Here is a 16,728-nt window from a genome sequence, read left to right as displayed (position 1 = left end):
TCAGCCCTCCGGAGGCCATAGGGTCGTAGTCGTCAAGTGACGACGACAGTTCGGCTACGGCGCGAATCGGGGTGCAGCACTGGTGACCACCAATGGAGCGGCGGGACGTGTGGTTCAGTACACGCTCGACAACGGATTGCGGCTGGTGACCGCGCCGGCGTCCACCGGGAGGGTCGCCGCCGTGAACCTCTGGTACGGGGTGGGGTCCCGCCACGAGGTGCCCGGCCGCACCGGGTTCGCGCACCTGTTCGAGCACCTGATGTTCCAGGGCAGCGGGAACGTCGTCAAGGGCGAGCACTTCGAGGTGGTCGAACGGCTCGGCGGCGACATCAACGCCTCCACCTCCACCGACCGCACGAACTACTACGAGACGGTGCCCGAGCACGCGCTCGACCTGATCCTGTGGTTGGAGGCCGACCGCCTGTCGACGCTGCGCGACGGGATGACCCAGGAGGTCCTGGACAACCAGCGCGACGTCGTCAAGAACGAGCGCCGCCAGCGCTACGACAACCAGCCCTACGGCACGGCCCTGGAGCGCATCCTGCGCCTGGGCTACCCCGAGGGCCACCCGTACCACCACCCGACCATCGGCTCCATGGCCGACCTGGACGCCGCCGACCTGGACTACGTCAAGTCCTTCCACAAGGCGCACTACGGCCCGGACAACTGCGTCCTGACCGTCGTCAGCGACCTGGACCCCGAGGACGTCCTGGCGCGCGTCGAGCGGTTCTTCGGACCCGTCCCCGCCCGGGACGCCCTCCCCGAGGCGCCCGACGCCTCCCTGTCCGCCCCGTTGGGCGGTCCGGTCCGCGACTCCGTCACCGAGACGGTGCCCGCCGCGGGCGTGTTCGCGGGGTACCGCGTCGGCCCCTACGGTTCGCGGGACTTCGACGTCATGCACCTGGCCTCGGCCGTGCTGGGCCAGGGACAGGGCAGCCGGCTGTACCGCGCGCTCGTGGTCGACCGCCCCATCGCCGCCGACGACGGCGGGGCGGCCGCCGACATCCTGCCGTTCCGCTACACCGACAGCCTGTTGCTGGTGAACATGCTCGCCCGCGAGGGGGTCAGCGGCGACGAGCTGGAGGCCGCCATGCGCGAGGAGATCGCCAAGCTCGCCGCCGGCATCACCGAGGAGGAGCTCGACCGCGCCCGGGCCGTCCTGGAGCGCGACCACCTCCAGACGCTCGCCAGCCCGGCGGGTCTGGCCGACGCCATCGGCAGCGCCACGCAGCTGCTGGGCGACCCCGAGCTCGTCTTCACCTGGCCCGAGCGCTGGGCCGACATCACCGCGGAGGAGGTGCGGTCGGCGGTCGAGCGCCTGCTCGTCGACGACAACCTGCTCGTGGTCCGCTTCGACCCCGAGACCGCACAGGCGTCCTCGGAGCCCGAGCCCGCCGCCTCCTAGCCACAGGCCCTGTCACCGCACGTCGCAGAAAGAGCCGCAGAGCATGCCGCACACACGCCCGGACCTCGGTTCCCCAGCGTCCTACTCGTTTCCCAAGCCCCAGCGGGTCTCCGTCGGGGGCGGCACGGTCGTCGCCGTCGACCTGCCCGGTCAGAACCTGGCCTCCCTCCGTCTGGTGCACCCGCACGGCGGTGCCGCCGAGCCGCTCGACGCGATGGGCGTCAGCGTGCTCACCAGCGAGGTCCTGGAGGACGGCCCCGAAGGCAACAGCTCCCTCGCCCCGGCCCTGGAGCGGCACGGCGCCGAGTGGGTCTCCCGGGTCACCTGGGACGGTTTCATCACCGGCCTCGACGTCCCGGTGAACCGCCTGGGCGACGCGGTCCGCCTGTTCGCCGACGCCGTGCGCCGCCCCGCCCTGGCCGCCGACGACGTCGTCCGCCGCCGCGACCAGCTCCTGGAGCGGTTCTGGCTGGAGGCGGCCTCCGCGTCCACGCTCGCCATGCGCTGCCTGGGCGGGCAGCTGTTCACCGGCCGCTACGCCACGCCGCTGTCGGGCGGCCCGGTCCGGCTGGCCGACGTCACCCCGGAGACGGTGGCGCGCTACCACAACGACTTCGTCGCCTCGGTGGCCGGGACGCTCGTGGTCGTCGGCGACCTGCGCGGGGTCGACCTGGAGGCGCTGGGCAAGACCGTGTTCGGGGACGTGGCCTCGACTCCGGAGCCGGAGCTGACCGCTCCCGCGCCGCCGCCCGGGGAGCTGCCCCGCCTGCTCATCGTGGACCGGCCCGGTTCGGTGCAGTCCGCGTTGGTCATCGCGCACCGCGCTCCGTCGCGCTCCCAGGTGGACCTGCCGCGCGCCGAGGGCATCAGCGAGGTCCTCGGCGGGATGTTCACCTCCCGCCTCAACATGGAGCTGCGCGAGCGGCTCGGCTACACCTACGGCGCCGGGTCGCGGTTCGACCTGCGCCGCGACAGCGGGGTCTTCCTCGCCTCCACCCAGGTCGAGGCGGACACCACGGCGCACTCGGTCACCTCGTCCCTGGAGCAGATCACGGGGCTCCGCGAGTCGGGGGTGACCGAGGACGAGCTGGCCTCGGTCCGCGAGTCCAACATCGTGGGCCTGCCGGTCACCTACTCGACCGCGCGGGCGATCGCGGGCGCGCTCGTGGACATCGTCGTGCACGACCTGCCCGACGACCACGTCGACCGCAACCGCGCCGGGTACGAGCGGCTCACCCGGGCCGACCTCGACTCCGCCGCCGTCGAGTACCTTCACCCGGAGGAGGCGGTCGTGGTCGTCGTCGGCGACGCCGAGCGGCTGCGCCAGCCCCTCACCGACATCGGTGTGGGCCCGGTCGAGGTGCGCTCGCCCGAGTCCCTCTGGTCCTGACCGCCGTACCGGGCGCGGCCGGCCCCGCCGCGCCCGGACCCGTCCTCGTCCCAGGACCCGGGCAAGGAACGGTCAAGGAGACGTAGGTCACCGCATGTGTGACCGAGCATCGGACATAACGAAAACGAACCTATGTATCAGTGTTCCGGCATCGACCTGCGTCGACCCGGGGCGCGACTGATATAACGAGTGATCCGTGCACCTACGTGGTGACAGCGACCGCAATGCTCCGCAGGAGGCCGCCATGACCGGTGAATGGACCCGTGGATAACCTTGTCCTCCCTAGACAACCCCCACACCCAGCGGCCCGAGGCGTCGCCCGGCGCGGCGACCCCGGAGGGTGCAAGCATGGCCGACGCCGAGCCTGAGGGTCGGCTGCTCAAGGGCCGCTACCAGCTGACCTCCGAGATCGCTCGGGGCGGTGTGGGCACCGTGTGGCGCGCCACCGACCTCGTCATCGACCGCGAGGTGGCCGTCAAGGAGCTGCGCCTGCCCGCCGACCTCAGTCGTGCCGAGCGCGAGTCCCTCCTGCAGCGGACCACCCGGGAGGCCCGCGTCGCCGGGCGCCTGACCCACCCCAGCCTGGTCACCGTCCTCGACGTCGTGGACGAGGACGACCGGCCGTGGATCGTCATGGAGCTGGTGGAGGCCTCTACCCTGGAGGCGATCATCCAGATGGGCGGCCCGCTGCCCTACCAGCGCGTGGCCGAGATCGGGCTCCAGTTGATCGACGCCCTGAAGGTGGCGCACGCCGAGGGCATCGTGCACCGCGACGTCAAGCCCGACAACGTGATGATCAGCGAGTCGGGGCGCGTGGTGCTGACCGACTTCGGCCTGGCCGCGTGGAACGGCGAGTCGGCGCTCAGCGCGTCCGGGCGCATCATCGGCTCACCCGCCTACATCCCGCCGGAGCGGGCCAAGGCGGGGCCGGTGGGTCCGGAGTCGGATCTGTGGTCCCTGGGCGCGACCCTGTACGCGGCGGTCGAGGGCCACCCGCCCTACGACCGCAAGGGCTACATCAAGATCCTGCGCCAGGAGCAGCTGGACGAGCCGGCCGCGGCCGCCAACGCCGGTCCGCTGGCGCCGGTGCTGGCCGGTCTGTTGAAGGTCGAGCCGAGTGAGCGGCTCACCGCGGAGAACGCCACGAAGATGCTGCGGATCGCGGCGCTGGCCCCGTGGGCTCCGGAGACGAGCCCGGAACGCGGCGCGGACGGTCCGGCCACGCCCGCCGAGCCCCGCCCCGCGCACGGGGAGGACGGCCACCTCCACGGGTCGGCGCGCGAGCAGGCGCGCGAGCACTTCCGGGCGGGCGCGCACGTGCTGGCCGAGTCGATCAACGAGCGGCTGCGCCACAGCCCCGAGGCGATGAACTCGATCATGACGTCGATCCGGGAGTCGACGGACACGCTGGGGCTGACGAGTTCGGGCAAGCACGCCGAGCGCAGCCGGCTGCCGGTGGTGGCCGCGGTGGTGCTGGGGATCGCCGTCCTGCTGGCCATCGTGCTCTGGGCCCTGCTGGGCCGCTGAGCCGGTCGCACACGACGACGGCCCCGCGGACGGGACGCGCCCGTCCGCGGGGCCGTCCGCGAACCGAGTAGGGCCGGCGGGATTCGAACCCGCACTGTACAGCACCTAAAGCTGCCGTCTCCTGCCGGTTGGACTACGGCCCCGTCTGGACAACTGTACCGGTGGTGGAAGGCGGTGCCGCGCGGGAGGCGGGCGGGCACCGGCGCCCGGGCCGCACGGGCCGGGCGCCGCGGGGAACCGGCGGCGTCACACGCCGAGTTCGCGCTTGATCCGGTCGACGTGGCCGGTGGCCTTCACGTTGTAGAAGGCCTTGGCGACCCTGCCGTCGGCGCCGACGACGACCGTGGAGCGGATCACGCCCTGCACGAGGCGGCCGTAGTTCTTCTTCTCACCGAAGGCGCCGTAGGCCCGCAGGGTGTCCTTCTCGGGGTCGCCGAGCAGGGGGAAGGTGAGGCCCTCCTTGTCCCGGAACTTCGCGAGCTTGTCGGAGGTGTCCGGCGAGATGCCGAGCACGGTGAACCCGGCGGAGTCGAAGTCGCGCAGGTTGTCGCGGAAGTCGCAGGACTCCGTGGTGCAGCCGGGCGTCATCGCGGCGGGGTAGAAGTAGAGGACGGCGCTCTTGCCGGTGGAGGCGAGCACCTCGCTGAGCGTGACGGGCTTGCCGTCGGCGTCGGGGAGGGTGAAGTCGGGGGCCTGGTCGCCGGGCTCCAGACGGATGGGGTCGCTCACGTGGGGTTCCAATCTGTGGCTGGCGGGGCGGTCGGCCCCGCTGTCCTTCGCCCTCACACTACGCCCCGAGCCCGGGCCGCGGCCCGACGCTTCGGAGGTCAGGGGTGCTGTCGCGGGCGTTCTTCGGTTGCGATTGCGGTTCGGTTCCTCCGCGACGGCGGAGACCACCGGTGCGATCGCCTATCGTTGACCGCACTCGTGGTTGTGGTCCGGTCCTTCGCCGATCCGGACCGCGACCCGCACTCGGGCGACACGCCCTCCTCCGGTGGACGGCCTCGGAGCCCTCGGGACCGGAACAGACCCGCTTCGCGTTTGGGAGTCATTGCCGACGATGCCTGGATTCACACTCGACGAGGTCAGGACTCGGACCCTCAAGCAGCGCGACTCCTGGTGGACGGTCCACCTCGTGGACCCGACGGCCGTGCGGCTCGTGCTCCTGGTGGCGAACCGGACGTCGATCACGCCCAACCAGCTGACGGTGGCCGCGCTCTTCCTGGGGTTGGGCGCCGCGGTCTGCTTCGCGCTGGGCTACCGGGAGGCGCTCGCCCTGGGCGCCCTGCTGTACTTCCTGTGCTTCCTGGTCGACTGCATGGACGGCAAGCTGGCCAGACTCACGGACTCCGAGTCCCTGTTCGGTTCGTGGATGGACTACGTCTCCGACCGGTTCCGGGTGCTGGTGTGCGCGGTCGCCCTCATGGGCGGGCAGTACGTGGTCGCCACGGAGGAGAACCCCGACTCCGCGCCGGTGGTGTTCGTGTGGCTGGCGCTGGCCGTGGTGTTCATGGACATGCTGCGGTACCTCAACGCGCTCCAGGTCCACAAGCTGCGCCGTGAGATGCGTTCGCACCTGGCGGCGGCCCTGGAGCGGGCGCGGGCCACCCTGTCGATGCTGGAGCCGGACGACGACGCGTCCGGGGCCGGCGGGGGGCGCGGCGGAGCGATGAGCGACGGCGGCGAGCAGGCGGTCCTGCGGCACGGGATCGACGTGCTGGAGCAGATCCTGCGCAGTCAGAACGAACGGGAGACGCGCAACCAGCGCACGGCGGGCAAGCAGCCGGACCTGACCTTGCCCAAGGTGGACCTGCACCAGGAGTTCCGGACGCGTTTTCCCTGGTACACGCGTTTTTGGGGGGCGCTCAACGAGCGTCGGGTGCGCACCCACCTGTTCAGCGGCATCGAGTTCCAGATCGCGGTGTTCGTCGTCGCGCCGCTGGCCGTCGCGGTGACCGGGATGCCCGCCGCCATCGGCTGGATCGCCGCCGTGGCGGGCGTTTTGCTGATCGCGTTCGAGATCGCCATCATCTATAAACTGTGGTTGTCCACGCGGGACTTCTTCCGCGTGGTCGACGGAATCGATGGCGCGCTGAGATTCTCCGGTCCGTCCGACGGCGCGGAGGATGAGGGCCGGGAGACCGGCTCGGACACGGACTCTCATTCGACTCTGCGCTGATGGAGGAAGGCACCCAATGACGGGACGCGACACCGAGCCGCGCCAGACCCCGGCCGACGTCGAGGCCGAGATCGACCGTGAACAGCGGCGGTTGGCGGAGACCTTGGACGAGTTGGCCGTGCAGGCCCACCCGCGCAACATCGCCCGGCGGCAGATCACCCGGGTCCGTGAGCACGGCGCCAGGATCGCGGACGAGGCCAGGGCGCTGGTGGTCGGCGGCGGCGCGGTGCGGGTGGAGAGCCACGCGGTCGAGCCGGCGGAGGGGAGCATCCTGCTCCGGGGCGACGAGGAGGTCGTGACGACCTACCAGTCGCGGCGGCCGCTGCCCCCCGAGGCGCTGATCCTGATTGCGGGTGTGGGCACGGCCGTCGTCGTGGGCGTCGTGGCCTGGGCGGTGCGCCGGAGGAAGTGACGAGGACGCGGACGAGGGGCCCGTGCGGGGAGTACCGCTCGGGCCCCTCGTGCGTGCGGGGCGCGCGTTCGGTCGGCGGTCAGAGGAACGTGCGGCCCTCGCCGCGGTAGGTGGGGGCGCTGCCGAGGTATTCGCCCGTGTCGCCGTCGACGAGGTGCAGGGTACCGAAGCGTTCGCACATCTCGCCCGCCTTGGCGTGGCGCATCCACACGCGGTCGCCGACCTCCAGGTCGCGTGCGGCCGCACCCACCAGGGGGGTCTGAACCTCGCCAGCTCCCTCGCCCGCGGTGTAGGACAGCCCTTCTGGCAGGTGGGGCACCGGCGGGCGGAGGGCGTCGACCGGGCCCGAGGCGGGGTAGCCGCCGCCCAGGACGGTGGCCACGTCGGGGGCGGGGCGGCGGACGACGGGGAGCGCGAACAGGGCGGCCGGGCGGCCGTCGAAGGCGCGGAAGTGGTCGAACAGGTGCGGGTGGTAGAAGCCCGATCCGGCGGCCAGTTCGGTCACGGCGCGTTCCCGGCCGGTGGTGTGCAGGCTGCCGGTCCCGCCGCCGTTGACGAAGCGCACGTCGGCGACCTCGCGGACCGCGCCGACGACCGCGGCCCGGCGCCGGGCGAGTTCGACCGCCGAGCGCCGCTGGACGCCGCGCAGCACCCGACCGAGGAGGGGCTTGCCGGGAGGGGCGTCGCCGACCCCGGCGATCTGCCCCTCGTAGGCCATGACGCCGTCCAGGAGCAGTTCGGGACGGCGGAGGACGGCGCGGGCGAGCGCGGCGGCCTGGGCGGGCGTGCGCACGGGCGATCGGTAGGTGCCGACGCGCAGGCGGGGGCCGAGCGGTTGCCAGCTGGTGTCGATGTCCAGGCACACGCGGATCGGGGGCGCGTCGGGCCCGCGGGCGCCGGAGGCCTCGGCGACGGCGGCCGTGACGAGGTCCAGGTGGGCGGTGGAGTCCACCATGAGGGTGATGGCGCGGGCGGCGCGGGGGGTGCGCGCGAGCCGGGCGAGCGCGTCGCGGTCGGCGGTGGGGTAGGCGACGAGGATGTCGTCGCTGAGCGGGCCCTGTTCCTCGTCCGTGGCCAGCCAGAGCGCCTCGGGAAGGGTGAAGGCCATGATGCCCGCGTAGCCCGGCAGGTCCAGGGCGGCGCGCATCAGGTGGCGGCAGCGGAGGGACTTGCTGACGACGCGGACGGGGCGGCCGTGGGCGCGTCGGGTCAGGGCGGTCGCGTTGGCGCGGAAGGCGGCCAGGTCGACGACGGCGAAGGGGGCGTGGAGCGCGCGGGTGGCGGCCTCGTACTGCTCGCGCTGGTTCGTCATGCGTCGAGGATGCCAGAACATGAATAGATTTCATATTCCCCTGGCCGGACCCGGACGCGTGTGGTTTCGCCGACGCGGCCGAAAGCCGCCGAGGCGGGACAGGTGCCGATATCCTGGAGCTTCCTGGCTGTTCAGCCGGTCCGATTCCTGGAGTGGTTCTTTCGATGAGTGAGCGCGAGTACGTCCTGACCCTTTCGTGTCCCGACAGTCGGGGCATCGTCGCGGCGGTGGCCAACCTGCTGTCCGACCACGGTTGCAACATCACCGAGAGTCAGCAGTACGGCGACCACTACACGGGACGCTTCTTCCTGCGGATGCAGTTCCTCGCGGAGCGCGGGTCGGACGGAGCCGTGGTGGGCGAGGACACCCTGCGGGGCGCGTTCGCCGCCCTGTCCGGGGGCTTCAGCGAGGGGGCGGGCGACCCGGTCGTGGAGTGGACGCTCCGGGCCCGCGACATCCGTCCCCGGATGATCGTCATGGTGTCCAAGTTCGGGCACTGCCTCAACGACCTGCTCTACCGCCAGCGCAGCGGGCTGCTGGACGTCGACATCGCCGCCGTGGTGTCCAACCACCCCGACCTGGAGTTCCTCGCCGACTCCTACGGTGTGGACTTCCACCACCTGCCGGTCACCGCGGCGACCAAGGGGCACCAGGAGGCTCGGCTGCTGGAGCTGGTCGAGTCCTACGACGTCGACCTGATCGTCCTGGCCCGGTACATGCAGGTGCTCACCGAGCGGCTGTGCGCGAAGATGTCCGGTCGGATCATCAACATCCACCACTCCTTCCTGCCGAGCTTCAAGGGCGCCCGCCCCTACCACCAAGCGCACCAGCGCGGCGTGAAGCTGATCGGCGCGACCGCCCACTACGTGACCGCCGACCTCGACGAGGGGCCGATCATCGAGCAGGAGGTGTCCCGGGTCGACCACACCCACAGCCCGGAGCAGCTCACCGCGATCGGTCGGGACCTGGAGTCCGTGGCCCTGGCGCGCGCGGTCAACTGGCACGCGCAGCGCCGTGTGCTGCTGAACGGGGACAAGACCGTCATCTTCGACTGACCGGTTCGGCGGCCCCGGGAGCGGGGGCCGCACCCGTTTCGGACTGGGGGCGCCTGCGGGCGCCCCTCGGCGTTTTCCGTTCCGAGGGGGATTCGCGACGCGGTTTTGGGGCAGGGATGGTGATGCCGTTGCCCACGTGACCCGCGATTCCTTGCTTAGAGTATCTTGTCGACTACACACAGTGCGTATATGGTGTGTTGGGGTCGATTCCCGTCGGTGCGCGGTCAGACACCTTGGCCGGGTTTCGGTCTGACTGGTACTGGCGGCGTGGGGTCGACCACGGGACGCGTGCACACGGCGTAGGGGGACCGGTGTCGGAGACCAGGAGCGAGGCGAGGGTGCCCGGAGCCCGCGACGCGGCCACCGCGGAACGCGCCGCGGCCGGCGCGGGGCACACGCACATCGCGGACGGCGTGGTCGCCAAGATCGCCGGCATGGCGGCGCGCGAGATCGGCGGCGTCCACGCCATGGGCGGCGGGGCGGCACGCGCGGTCGGTGCGGTGCGCGACGCGGTCACCAGGGGAGGCGACAGCGGCTCGGTGACGCGGGGCGTGACGGTCGAGGTGGGCGAGCGCCAGGCCGCCGTCGACATCGACCTCGTGGTCGAGTACGGCGTGGCCATCCAGGACCTGGCGGCGGCGGTGCGCCGCAACGTCACGGCCGCGGTGGAACGGATGACCGGGCTGGAGGTCGCCGAGATCAACATCCGGGTGGACGACATCCACCTGCCCGACGACGGTGAACGGGAGGGCGCCGAGCCGACGGGGGCGGGCGCGGGCGCGCCCAGGGTCCAGTAGCGGTGACCGGTACGGACGACCCCGGGAGCATCGCGGCGGTCGTCGCCGCGGCGGCGGCGCGCCACCCGGACGTGGTCGGGCTGTCGTCGGGGGCGTTCAGGACGATCAGCACCCCGGTTCGGGGAGGGACGGTGAGCGGGGTCGCGGTCCGGCCGACGGCGGTCGAGGTCGGACTCGTGACGCGGTTCGGGCGGCCGATCCCGGACATCGTCGCGGAGGTGCGTGACGGGTTGGCCCCGCTCACCGGAGGCCGCGTCGTCCACGTGTTCGTGGAGGACGTGGTCGCCGGTCTGGGCGGGGGCGCGCCGACGGGCGGCTGAGGCCGTCGCGGGGGCGGGAGGCGGTTGGACACGAGAGGGGGAGGCCATGTGGCCGATCGTGGGGTTGGCGTTCGGGACGGTGCTGGGACTGGCCGGGGCGTTCGGCGGGTTCGTGGCCTTCGTGCTCGTGCTGGGGCTGGGAATCGCCGGATACGTCGCGGGGCGGGCGGTCGAGGGTGAGATCGACCTCGCGCAGGTGTTCACGCGGCGCTCGGTGTAGGGGGCGCGTGTGGAGCGGTCGCTGAGCGCGGAATCGGCGGTGCCCCGCCAGTGGGGTGGCGGTGGGCCCAAGGGGCTCGGGTACGCGGTCGCGCGCGACCCCGGCGGCCGGACGGACATTCCGCCGCGGGTGGTCGAGCGGGTGGCGGCGCAGGCGGTCCGGGAGGTGCCCGAGGCGGATCCCGCGCGCTCGCGCGTCGTCAGGGCGTGGATGAGCGGCGACACCGTGCGGCTGCGGCTGCGGATCGCGGTGCGCTACCGCCGGTCGGTGACCGGGGTGGCAGACAGGGTGCGTTCGCACGTCAGGAAGCGGGTCGAGTGGGCCACGGGAGGACGGGTCCACCACGTCGACATCGAGATCGCGGAGTTGGTGCGTTGACATGACCACCGTGGAAGAGGTCCTGGGCCGTCCCGACCAGGGGATCGACCGGCGGGCGAAACGCGTGGCGGTCCACACGTTCCGCCCCCGCAGGTCCTGGCCCGCGGTGGTCACGGGCACGGTGATCCTCGTGCTGGCCGTGGTGTCGGCCGCCGAGGTCATCTCGGCGCTGGCGGGCAGTCCGCTGCGGATGGTCCCGTTCGGCGCGGCAACCGACTACGCGGCGACCACGACGTGGTCCGAACCGTCGGTGCAGATCGCCTCGGCGGTGCTCGCCGCGATCGGGCTGGCCCTGATCGTCGTGGCGCTGGCACCGGGGAACGGCCGGTGGACGGCGCTGCGCACCGACGACCCGGCGCTGGTGGTCGGGCTGACCCGTCCAGCCCTGCGCCGGACGGTGTCCTCCGCGGCGCGGGAGGTCAGCGGGGTCGACTCGGTGCACGTGGCGGTGCGCGGCCAGCGGATCCGGGTCCACGTGCGCACGGCCGTCCACGACTGGGAGGGGCTCCCGGCCGAGGTCACCGCCGCCGTGGAACGCAGACTGGAGGAGTTGGCCCCGCTGCGGAGCATGCGGATCGTCACGCACGTGCGGTACGCGGAGGACTGACATGGGACGGGACATGAACCGGCGGTCGGCCAGGGGCAACAGGATCGGACTGGTCGTGGTGGGCGCGGCCCTGCTGGCCGTGGGACTGGCATCGCTGGCCGCGGGCAGGGGCGTCCTCGGCCAGGACCTGGCGGGTGAGGCGATAGCCAGCGCCCAGGTCAGGGACGTGCTCGACCAGCGTTGGGTGCCCTACGCGACCGTCGCGGCCGCCTTCCTCGCGGGGTTCCTCGCCCTGCGGTGGCTGCTGGTGCAGGGGATGAACGACACCGTCGGCAGGCTGGTGCTCGAACACGGCCCGGAAGGGCGCGTGGAGATGAGCGAGAGCGTGGCTCGGGGCGCCCTCGAACAGGAGGTCGCCGAGTACCCGGGGGTGCGGCGGGCGCGGGCGCGGCTGACGGAGTCGGGTGAGGCGCCGCACCTGCGGCTGGCGCTCCTGCTGGAGGAGGACGCGGACGTGACGCGGGTGTGGGAGCGGGTCCGTTCGGAGGCGGTGGCCAACCTGGGGGAGGCGCTCGACCTGGAGCGGATCCCGACGGTGATCCGCATGTCGGTGGCGGCCCCGGCGCGGGCGCCGCGCCGCAGTCTGGCGTGACGGGGGCGGTAGGGATCGGGGTCCAAGGCCTCTGGCGGCGTCCGGGCGCCGGTGGCAGTCTCGGCGCATGGGCGACGAACGCTGTGTACACGACTTCCTGCCCGGTCAGTGCGGGCTCTGCCGCCCGGCTCCCGCCGGGCTCACCGACCGGGTGACGGTGACGCCTGGCGGGTCGGTGTTCCACCGGTCGGCGCGGTGCGAGGCCCTGGTCGACGGTCAGCGCAAGGCCGCGCGGATGGGGTTGGAGGTGCACGACCCGCAGGTCGTCCCCCTCGAACGGGTTCGGCACGACCGGCCGCCGTGCATCCACTGCTTCCCCGACTTCGCGCCGGACGGGACACGGCTGTGCTGGGTGCGGCACGCGGGTGACTGGCGCAAGGGCCTGCTCACGCGGTGGCGCGGGCGCAATTCGGCGGGCCTGCGGGAAGCCGACGTCTCCTACGTGGTGGAGATCGCCCTGGTGGAGGCCGTCGTCGACGAGCGGAGGCTGCGTCCGCGCGAGCCCGGTCAGGAGCGCCCCGCGTGACCCTTCGCCCTGGTGCCGTGCCCGGACGAGCGAAGCTCCCGTGCGGTCCGCGGGACCTCGGACCGCGATCAGGGGAGCGGCGGGCCCCGCTCAGCCGACCAGTCCCCGCTCGCCCGCGCGCACACCGGCCTGGAACCGTGATCCTGCGTCCAGGGTCCTGAGGAGGTCCGCCACGCGCCTGCGGTAGGTGCGCAGGGACAGCCCGAGGCGGCGGGCGGCGGCCTCGTCGGTGAGCCCGTCGGCGAGGGCGCCCAGGATGGCGCGCTGGCGGTCGTCGATGAACGGCCGCTCCCGCCGCAGGTAGGTCCCGAGGTCGGCCGCGGTGTCCCAGGCGGCGCGGAACAGGGCGTACACCCCGCCGATGAGCGTCGCCGAGGTCGTCACCGTGAACGCGCGCTCACCGGCCGACGCGGCACCCGCGAGGATGAGGACGCGACGGTCGATCAGGATCGTCTCGTGGGGGAGTTCGGTGGTGCAGATTCGTACCCGCGCGCCACGGTCCGCGAGCTCGAACAGGTGGTGGCGGGCCTCCTCGTCGGCCAGCGCGACCGGGGTGAAGAGCTTGCGGACCGCCACCCCCTTCGCGCGCGACGCGGTCATCCCGCGTGCGGCGTCCGCCCGGGCGTCCGGCCGGGACCAGGTGTTCAGGTCGGTCGCGGCGCAGACGAACTCCGACCGCACCCCGGCGAACAGGTGCCTGGTCCGGGTGGCCAGCTCGGCCTCGCCCCGAAGGGTGATCGTCTGCTCGTGTGGCACCCCGCCAGTCTCCCAGACCTGGGCGGCACGCGCACGTGGCAGCTTGCTGCCAACCGCTGGTCCGCCCCGCCCGCCGGGCGACATGCTCGTCGCATGACGACGAACGTGACGGCCGACGTGAGCGGCCACCTCCTTCTCGGCGGCGATCTGCGGATCAACCGGCTCGGGTTCGGGGCCATGCGGCTGGCGGCGAACGCGCTCGACGGACCGGCCCGGGACCCTCGCACGGGGGTCGCAGTCCTGCGCCGGGCCGTGGAACTCGGCGTGGAACACATCGACACGGCGGGGTTCTACGGGCGCGGCGACGTCCACGCACACGAACTCATCCGCGAGGCACTCTCCCCTTACCCCGACCACCTGGTCATCGCGACCAAGGTCGGACCGCTGCGCGACGCGTCGGGTATGCCCGCGAGCGAGGCCACCCCCGAGCAGTTGCCCGGCCTGGTCAAGGAGGACCTGAGCCGACTCCGCCTGGACCGGCTCGACCTGGTCTATCTGCGGGTCGGGGGCCTGGCCCCGCCCGGGGGAGCCTCGATTGCCGATCGGTTCGCCGCGCTCGCCGCCCTTCGGGAGGAGGGGCTGATCCGGCACCTGGGCGTGAGCAACGTCGACGCCGCGCAGTTGGCGCAGGCGCGGTCGATCGCCCCGGTCGCGGCGGTGCAGAACCACTTCCACGTGCACCACGACGGCGACGCGGACCTGCTGCGGCAGTGTGCGGAGCTGGGGATCGCGTACGTGCCGTTCTTCCCGCTGGGCGGTGGGCGGACGCCGATCGACGTGGCGCGGGTGGAGCGGGTCGCGGCCAGGCACGGCGCGACGGTCGCCCAGACCGCGCTGGCCTGGTTGCTCGCCGCCTCGCCCCGGCTTCTGGCCATCCCGGGCACGGGGTCGCTCGACCACCTGGAGGAGAACGTGGCGGCGGCGGGGATCCGCCTCACCGCACGGGACCTCGCCGAGCTCGCAGGGTGAGGCCGGGGCGCGATGCCCGTGCGGTCACCCCTGCATGGATGTAACCTGGTACCAGGTTAGGTACCAAGTGGGGTGGGAGTATGCCTGCGCTGAACATCGAGTTCTCCGAAGAAGAGATGGAGCAGATCCGTCAGGCGGCTGCGGCGGAGTCGACCAGCGTCAAGAAGCTCGCCAAGGAGAGTGTCCTCGACGCGATCCAGCGTCGCAGGGTCATGGCGGCCGCAGCGCGGGTGACCCGTGTCTCCGCTGGGCTGAACCGGAGGCTCGCCCAGTAGATGTCCTCAGACGCCGTCATCTATCTGAACGCATCCCTCATAGCCGAGATCACCACTCTGACTCTGCGCCAGAACGAGCAGGGCGAGGCGGTGGTGCGGGACTACGGGCTCCTTGAGAGCGCGGCACATCGTCCGCGTTCCTCATCGTTCGGAGTGGAGCATTATCCCGGGCTGTTCGACAAGGCCGCGGCACTCATGCAGTCCCTTGCCCGGAATCACGTGTTCGTCGACGGCAACAAGCGGGCCGCGTGGAACTGCGCGGCCACCTTTCTGGAGGTGAACGGGGCTCCGCTGATCGAACCCGTCGACGAGGACCGGGCGGAGGCGTTCGTCCTCGACGTCGCCACGGGAAGGCTCGGCGACATCGAGGACATCGCGACGGCCCTGCGCACGTTCCACGTGGTGGCCTGAGCGTCGGGACGCTTCAGCACTCGATGACGTTGACGGCCAGCCCGCCGCGCGAGGTCTCCTTGTACTTGTCGTGCATGTCGCGGCCGGTGTCCCTCATGGTCTTGATGACCTTGTCCAGCGAGACGAAGTGGCTACCGTCGCCGCGCAGGGCGATCCGCGCCGCGCTGATCGCCTTGACCGACGCCAGCGCGTTGCGCTCGATGCACGGCACCTGCACCAGCCCGCCGATCGGGTCGCAGGTCAGCCCCAGGTTGTGCTCCATCGCGATCTCCGCCGCGTTCTCCACCTGGGCCGGGGTACCGCCCAGCACCTCGGCCAGCCCCGCGGCGGCCATCGACGACGCCGATCCCACCTCGCCCTGGCACCCGACCTCGGCCCCCGAGATCGACGCGTTCTGCTTGAACAGGATGCCGACCGCCGCCGCCGTCAGCATGAACCGCACGACGCCGTCGTCGCCCGCCCCCGGGCTGAAGTGCAGGTAGTAGTGGAGCACCGCGGGCACGATCCCGGCCGCGCCGTTGGTCGGCGCCGTCACCACCCGGCCCCCGGCGGCGTTCTCCTCGTTGACCGCCAGGGCGTACAGGGTGATCCAGTCGCTGCCGCGCATCGGGTCGGAGTCCACCGAGGCCGGCGCGAGCAGCCCGGACTCGTCGCACACCCCGCCCAGCTGCCGGTACAGGCGGTGCGCCCGCCGGGGCACCTTGAGGCCCCCGGGCAGACTCCCCTCGGTCAGCACGCCGCGGCGCACGCACTGGCGCATCGCGGCCCAGATGGTCAGGAGTTCGGAACGGATCTGCTCGGTGGTGCGCCCGAACGCCCGCTCGTTGGCGAGCATCACCGCGCTGATCGACATCCCCGTCTCCGCACAGATCCGCAGGAGCTCCTCCGCGCTGGCGAAGGGATGGGGCAGCCGCGTGTCGTCCTGCGTGATCCGGTCGGCGCCCGCGGCCCGCTCGTCGACGACGAATCCGCCGCCCACCGAGTAGTACACCTTGGACGCGATCTCGGCGCCGACGGAGTCCGACGCCACGAACCGCATCCCGTTCGGGTGGTCGGGCAGGCTCTCCTTGCGGCGGAAGTCCACGTCGACCGCGGGGTCGAAGGTGACGGTCGGCCCCTCGGGGCCGCCCAGGGCGACGGTCCGCCGGGTTCGCACGCGCTCGACGAGCTCGGGGACCGCGTCCACGTCCACGCTCTCGGGCGTGTGTCCCATCAGCCCCAGGATGACGGCGGTGTCACTGCCGTGCCCCTTGCCGGTGAGCGCGAGGGACCCGTACAGCTCCGCCCGCACGTGCGCCACGCCGGACAGCTGGCCGCGCGAACGGAGCCCCTCGACGAAGGTCAGCGCCGCCCTCATCGGTCCGACCGTGTGCGAGCTCGACGGCCCGATCCCGATCGTGAACAGGTCGAAGACACTGATGGCCATGGCTGTCCTCCTCGTTGAGCACAGGTGTGGCGAGTGGGCCGCGCGGGGCGCGCGTGGCACCCCGCGCGGTGGTCCTACAGGTTGGGGTAGAGGGGGTGCTTGTCGGCCAGCGCCCGCACCCGCCCGCGCAGGGCGTCGGCGTCGAACTCCGGCTTGAGCGCCTCGGCGACG

At 72.4% G+C, this 16,728-nt stretch carries 20 protein-coding genes and 1 tRNA gene; 16 read left to right on the top strand and 5 right to left on the bottom strand.

What is annotated here, in order from left to right; genetic code table 11:
- Nucleotides 1–82: 82 nt before the first annotated feature.
- From ACIBFB_RS26360 to ACIBFB_RS26350, 3 genes are all read left to right on the top strand, one after another.
- Nucleotides 83–1,405, top strand: coding sequence for a M16 family metallopeptidase (locus ACIBFB_RS26360; RefSeq protein ID WP_397234694.1), 1,323 nt, complete (start codon nucleotides 83–85; stop codon nucleotides 1,403–1,405).
- 43 nt (nucleotides 1,406–1,448) lie between these two features.
- Entirely contained in the window at nucleotides 1,449–2,795 is a 1,347-nt protein-coding gene (locus ACIBFB_RS26355; RefSeq protein WP_397234692.1) for a M16 family metallopeptidase, read from the top strand.
- A gap of 348 nt (nucleotides 2,796–3,143) precedes the next feature.
- Nucleotides 3,144–4,322, top strand: a complete 1,179-nt coding sequence (locus tag ACIBFB_RS26350; RefSeq protein ID WP_397234690.1) for a serine/threonine-protein kinase — start codon at nucleotides 3,144–3,146, stop codon at nucleotides 4,320–4,322.
- A 68-nt stretch (nucleotides 4,323–4,390) separates the two neighbouring features.
- Here ACIBFB_RS26350 and ACIBFB_RS26345 read toward each other — a convergent pair.
- Together ACIBFB_RS26345 and ACIBFB_RS26340 are read right to left on the bottom strand one after the other, a co-directional pair.
- Nucleotides 4,391–4,465, bottom strand: a tRNA-Leu gene (locus ACIBFB_RS26345).
- A gap of 103 nt (nucleotides 4,466–4,568) precedes the next feature.
- Nucleotides 4,569–5,051 carry a peroxiredoxin gene (locus tag ACIBFB_RS26340; RefSeq protein WP_397234688.1) on the bottom strand — a complete coding sequence of 161 codons (483 nt, stop codon included), beginning with the start codon at nucleotides 5,049–5,051 and terminating at the stop codon, nucleotides 4,569–4,571.
- A gap of 331 nt (nucleotides 5,052–5,382) precedes the next feature.
- Here ACIBFB_RS26340 and ACIBFB_RS26335 point away from each other — a divergent pair, with 331 nt between their 5' ends.
- Both ACIBFB_RS26335 and ACIBFB_RS26330 read left to right on the top strand, forming a co-directional pair.
- Complete coding sequence (locus tag ACIBFB_RS26335) at nucleotides 5,383–6,501, top strand: CDP-alcohol phosphatidyltransferase family protein (protein WP_397234686.1); 1,119 nt, start codon at nucleotides 5,383–5,385, stop codon at nucleotides 6,499–6,501.
- Nucleotides 6,502–6,517: 16 nt separating this feature from the next.
- Complete coding sequence (locus ACIBFB_RS26330) at nucleotides 6,518–6,913, top strand: DUF3618 domain-containing protein (protein ID WP_397234684.1); 396 nt, start codon at nucleotides 6,518–6,520, stop codon at nucleotides 6,911–6,913.
- 79 nt (nucleotides 6,914–6,992) lie between these two features.
- On the opposite strand, the gene ACIBFB_RS26325 is transcribed toward ACIBFB_RS26330, so the two are convergent.
- The gene (locus ACIBFB_RS26325) at nucleotides 6,993–8,225 is read right to left on the bottom strand and encodes an alanine racemase (protein WP_397234682.1); all 1,233 of its coding nucleotides are present in this window, start codon (nucleotides 8,223–8,225) and stop codon (nucleotides 6,993–6,995) included.
- Nucleotides 8,226–8,389: 164 nt separating this feature from the next.
- Between ACIBFB_RS26325 and purU the strand changes: the two genes are divergently transcribed.
- From purU to ACIBFB_RS26285, 8 genes are all read left to right on the top strand, one after another.
- Nucleotides 8,390–9,280, top strand: coding sequence for a formyltetrahydrofolate deformylase (purU, locus tag ACIBFB_RS26320; protein WP_397234680.1), 891 nt, complete (start codon nucleotides 8,390–8,392; stop codon nucleotides 9,278–9,280).
- Between the two features lie 311 nt (nucleotides 9,281–9,591).
- Complete coding sequence (locus ACIBFB_RS26315) at nucleotides 9,592–10,077, top strand: Asp23/Gls24 family envelope stress response protein (RefSeq protein WP_397234678.1); 486 nt, start codon at nucleotides 9,592–9,594, stop codon at nucleotides 10,075–10,077.
- A gap of 2 nt (nucleotides 10,078–10,079) precedes the next feature.
- Complete coding sequence (locus tag ACIBFB_RS26310; protein WP_397234676.1) at nucleotides 10,080–10,397, top strand: hypothetical protein; 318 nt, start codon at nucleotides 10,080–10,082, stop codon at nucleotides 10,395–10,397.
- A 46-nt stretch (nucleotides 10,398–10,443) separates the two neighbouring features.
- The gene (locus ACIBFB_RS26305; RefSeq protein ID WP_397234674.1) at nucleotides 10,444–10,617 is read left to right on the top strand and encodes a hypothetical protein; all 174 of its coding nucleotides are present in this window, start codon (nucleotides 10,444–10,446) and stop codon (nucleotides 10,615–10,617) included.
- A gap of 9 nt (nucleotides 10,618–10,626) precedes the next feature.
- A complete protein-coding gene (locus ACIBFB_RS26300; protein ID WP_397234672.1) occupies nucleotides 10,627–10,995 on the top strand; it encodes a hypothetical protein in 369 nt (122 codons plus the stop codon).
- 1 nt (nucleotide 10,996) lies between these two features.
- A complete protein-coding gene (locus ACIBFB_RS26295; RefSeq protein ID WP_397234670.1) occupies nucleotides 10,997–11,602 on the top strand; it encodes a DUF6286 domain-containing protein in 606 nt (201 codons plus the stop codon).
- Between the two features lies 1 nt (nucleotide 11,603).
- Nucleotides 11,604–12,194, top strand: coding sequence for an alkaline shock response membrane anchor protein AmaP (locus ACIBFB_RS26290; RefSeq protein ID WP_397234669.1), 591 nt, complete (start codon nucleotides 11,604–11,606; stop codon nucleotides 12,192–12,194).
- A gap of 67 nt (nucleotides 12,195–12,261) precedes the next feature.
- Complete coding sequence (locus ACIBFB_RS26285) at nucleotides 12,262–12,720, top strand: hypothetical protein (protein ID WP_397234667.1); 459 nt, start codon at nucleotides 12,262–12,264, stop codon at nucleotides 12,718–12,720.
- 90 nt (nucleotides 12,721–12,810) lie between these two features.
- Here the strand turns inward: ACIBFB_RS26285 and ACIBFB_RS26280 are convergent, their stop codons facing one another.
- The gene (locus ACIBFB_RS26280) at nucleotides 12,811–13,476 is read right to left on the bottom strand and encodes a DNA-binding response regulator (RefSeq protein WP_397234665.1); all 666 of its coding nucleotides are present in this window, start codon (nucleotides 13,474–13,476) and stop codon (nucleotides 12,811–12,813) included.
- A 93-nt stretch (nucleotides 13,477–13,569) separates the two neighbouring features.
- Between ACIBFB_RS26280 and ACIBFB_RS26275 the strand changes: the two genes are divergently transcribed.
- The 3 genes from ACIBFB_RS26275 to ACIBFB_RS26265 all read left to right on the top strand — a co-directional run bounded on the left by ACIBFB_RS26275 (nucleotide 13,570) and on the right by ACIBFB_RS26265 (nucleotide 15,131).
- Nucleotides 13,570–14,445, top strand: coding sequence for an oxidoreductase (locus ACIBFB_RS26275; protein WP_397234663.1), 876 nt, complete (start codon nucleotides 13,570–13,572; stop codon nucleotides 14,443–14,445).
- Between the two features lie 80 nt (nucleotides 14,446–14,525).
- Nucleotides 14,526–14,720 carry a hypothetical protein gene (locus tag ACIBFB_RS26270; protein ID WP_397234661.1) on the top strand — a complete coding sequence of 65 codons (195 nt, stop codon included), beginning with the start codon at nucleotides 14,526–14,528 and terminating at the stop codon, nucleotides 14,718–14,720.
- Nucleotides 14,721–15,131, top strand: coding sequence for a type II toxin-antitoxin system death-on-curing family toxin (locus ACIBFB_RS26265; RefSeq protein WP_397234659.1), 411 nt, complete (start codon nucleotides 14,721–14,723; stop codon nucleotides 15,129–15,131).
- 13 nt (nucleotides 15,132–15,144) lie between these two features.
- Here the strand turns inward: ACIBFB_RS26265 and ACIBFB_RS26260 are convergent, their stop codons facing one another.
- The gene (locus tag ACIBFB_RS26260) at nucleotides 15,145–16,557 is read right to left on the bottom strand and encodes an L-serine ammonia-lyase (protein WP_397234657.1); all 1,413 of its coding nucleotides are present in this window, start codon (nucleotides 16,555–16,557) and stop codon (nucleotides 15,145–15,147) included.
- Nucleotides 16,558–16,728 lie beyond the last annotated feature (171 nt).

Source organism: Nocardiopsis sp. NPDC050513 (genome assembly GCF_044457925.1).
Lineage (GTDB): Bacteria > Actinomycetota > Actinomycetes > Streptosporangiales > Streptosporangiaceae > Nocardiopsis.
This window is presented reverse-complemented; position numbering and strand designations above follow the sequence as displayed.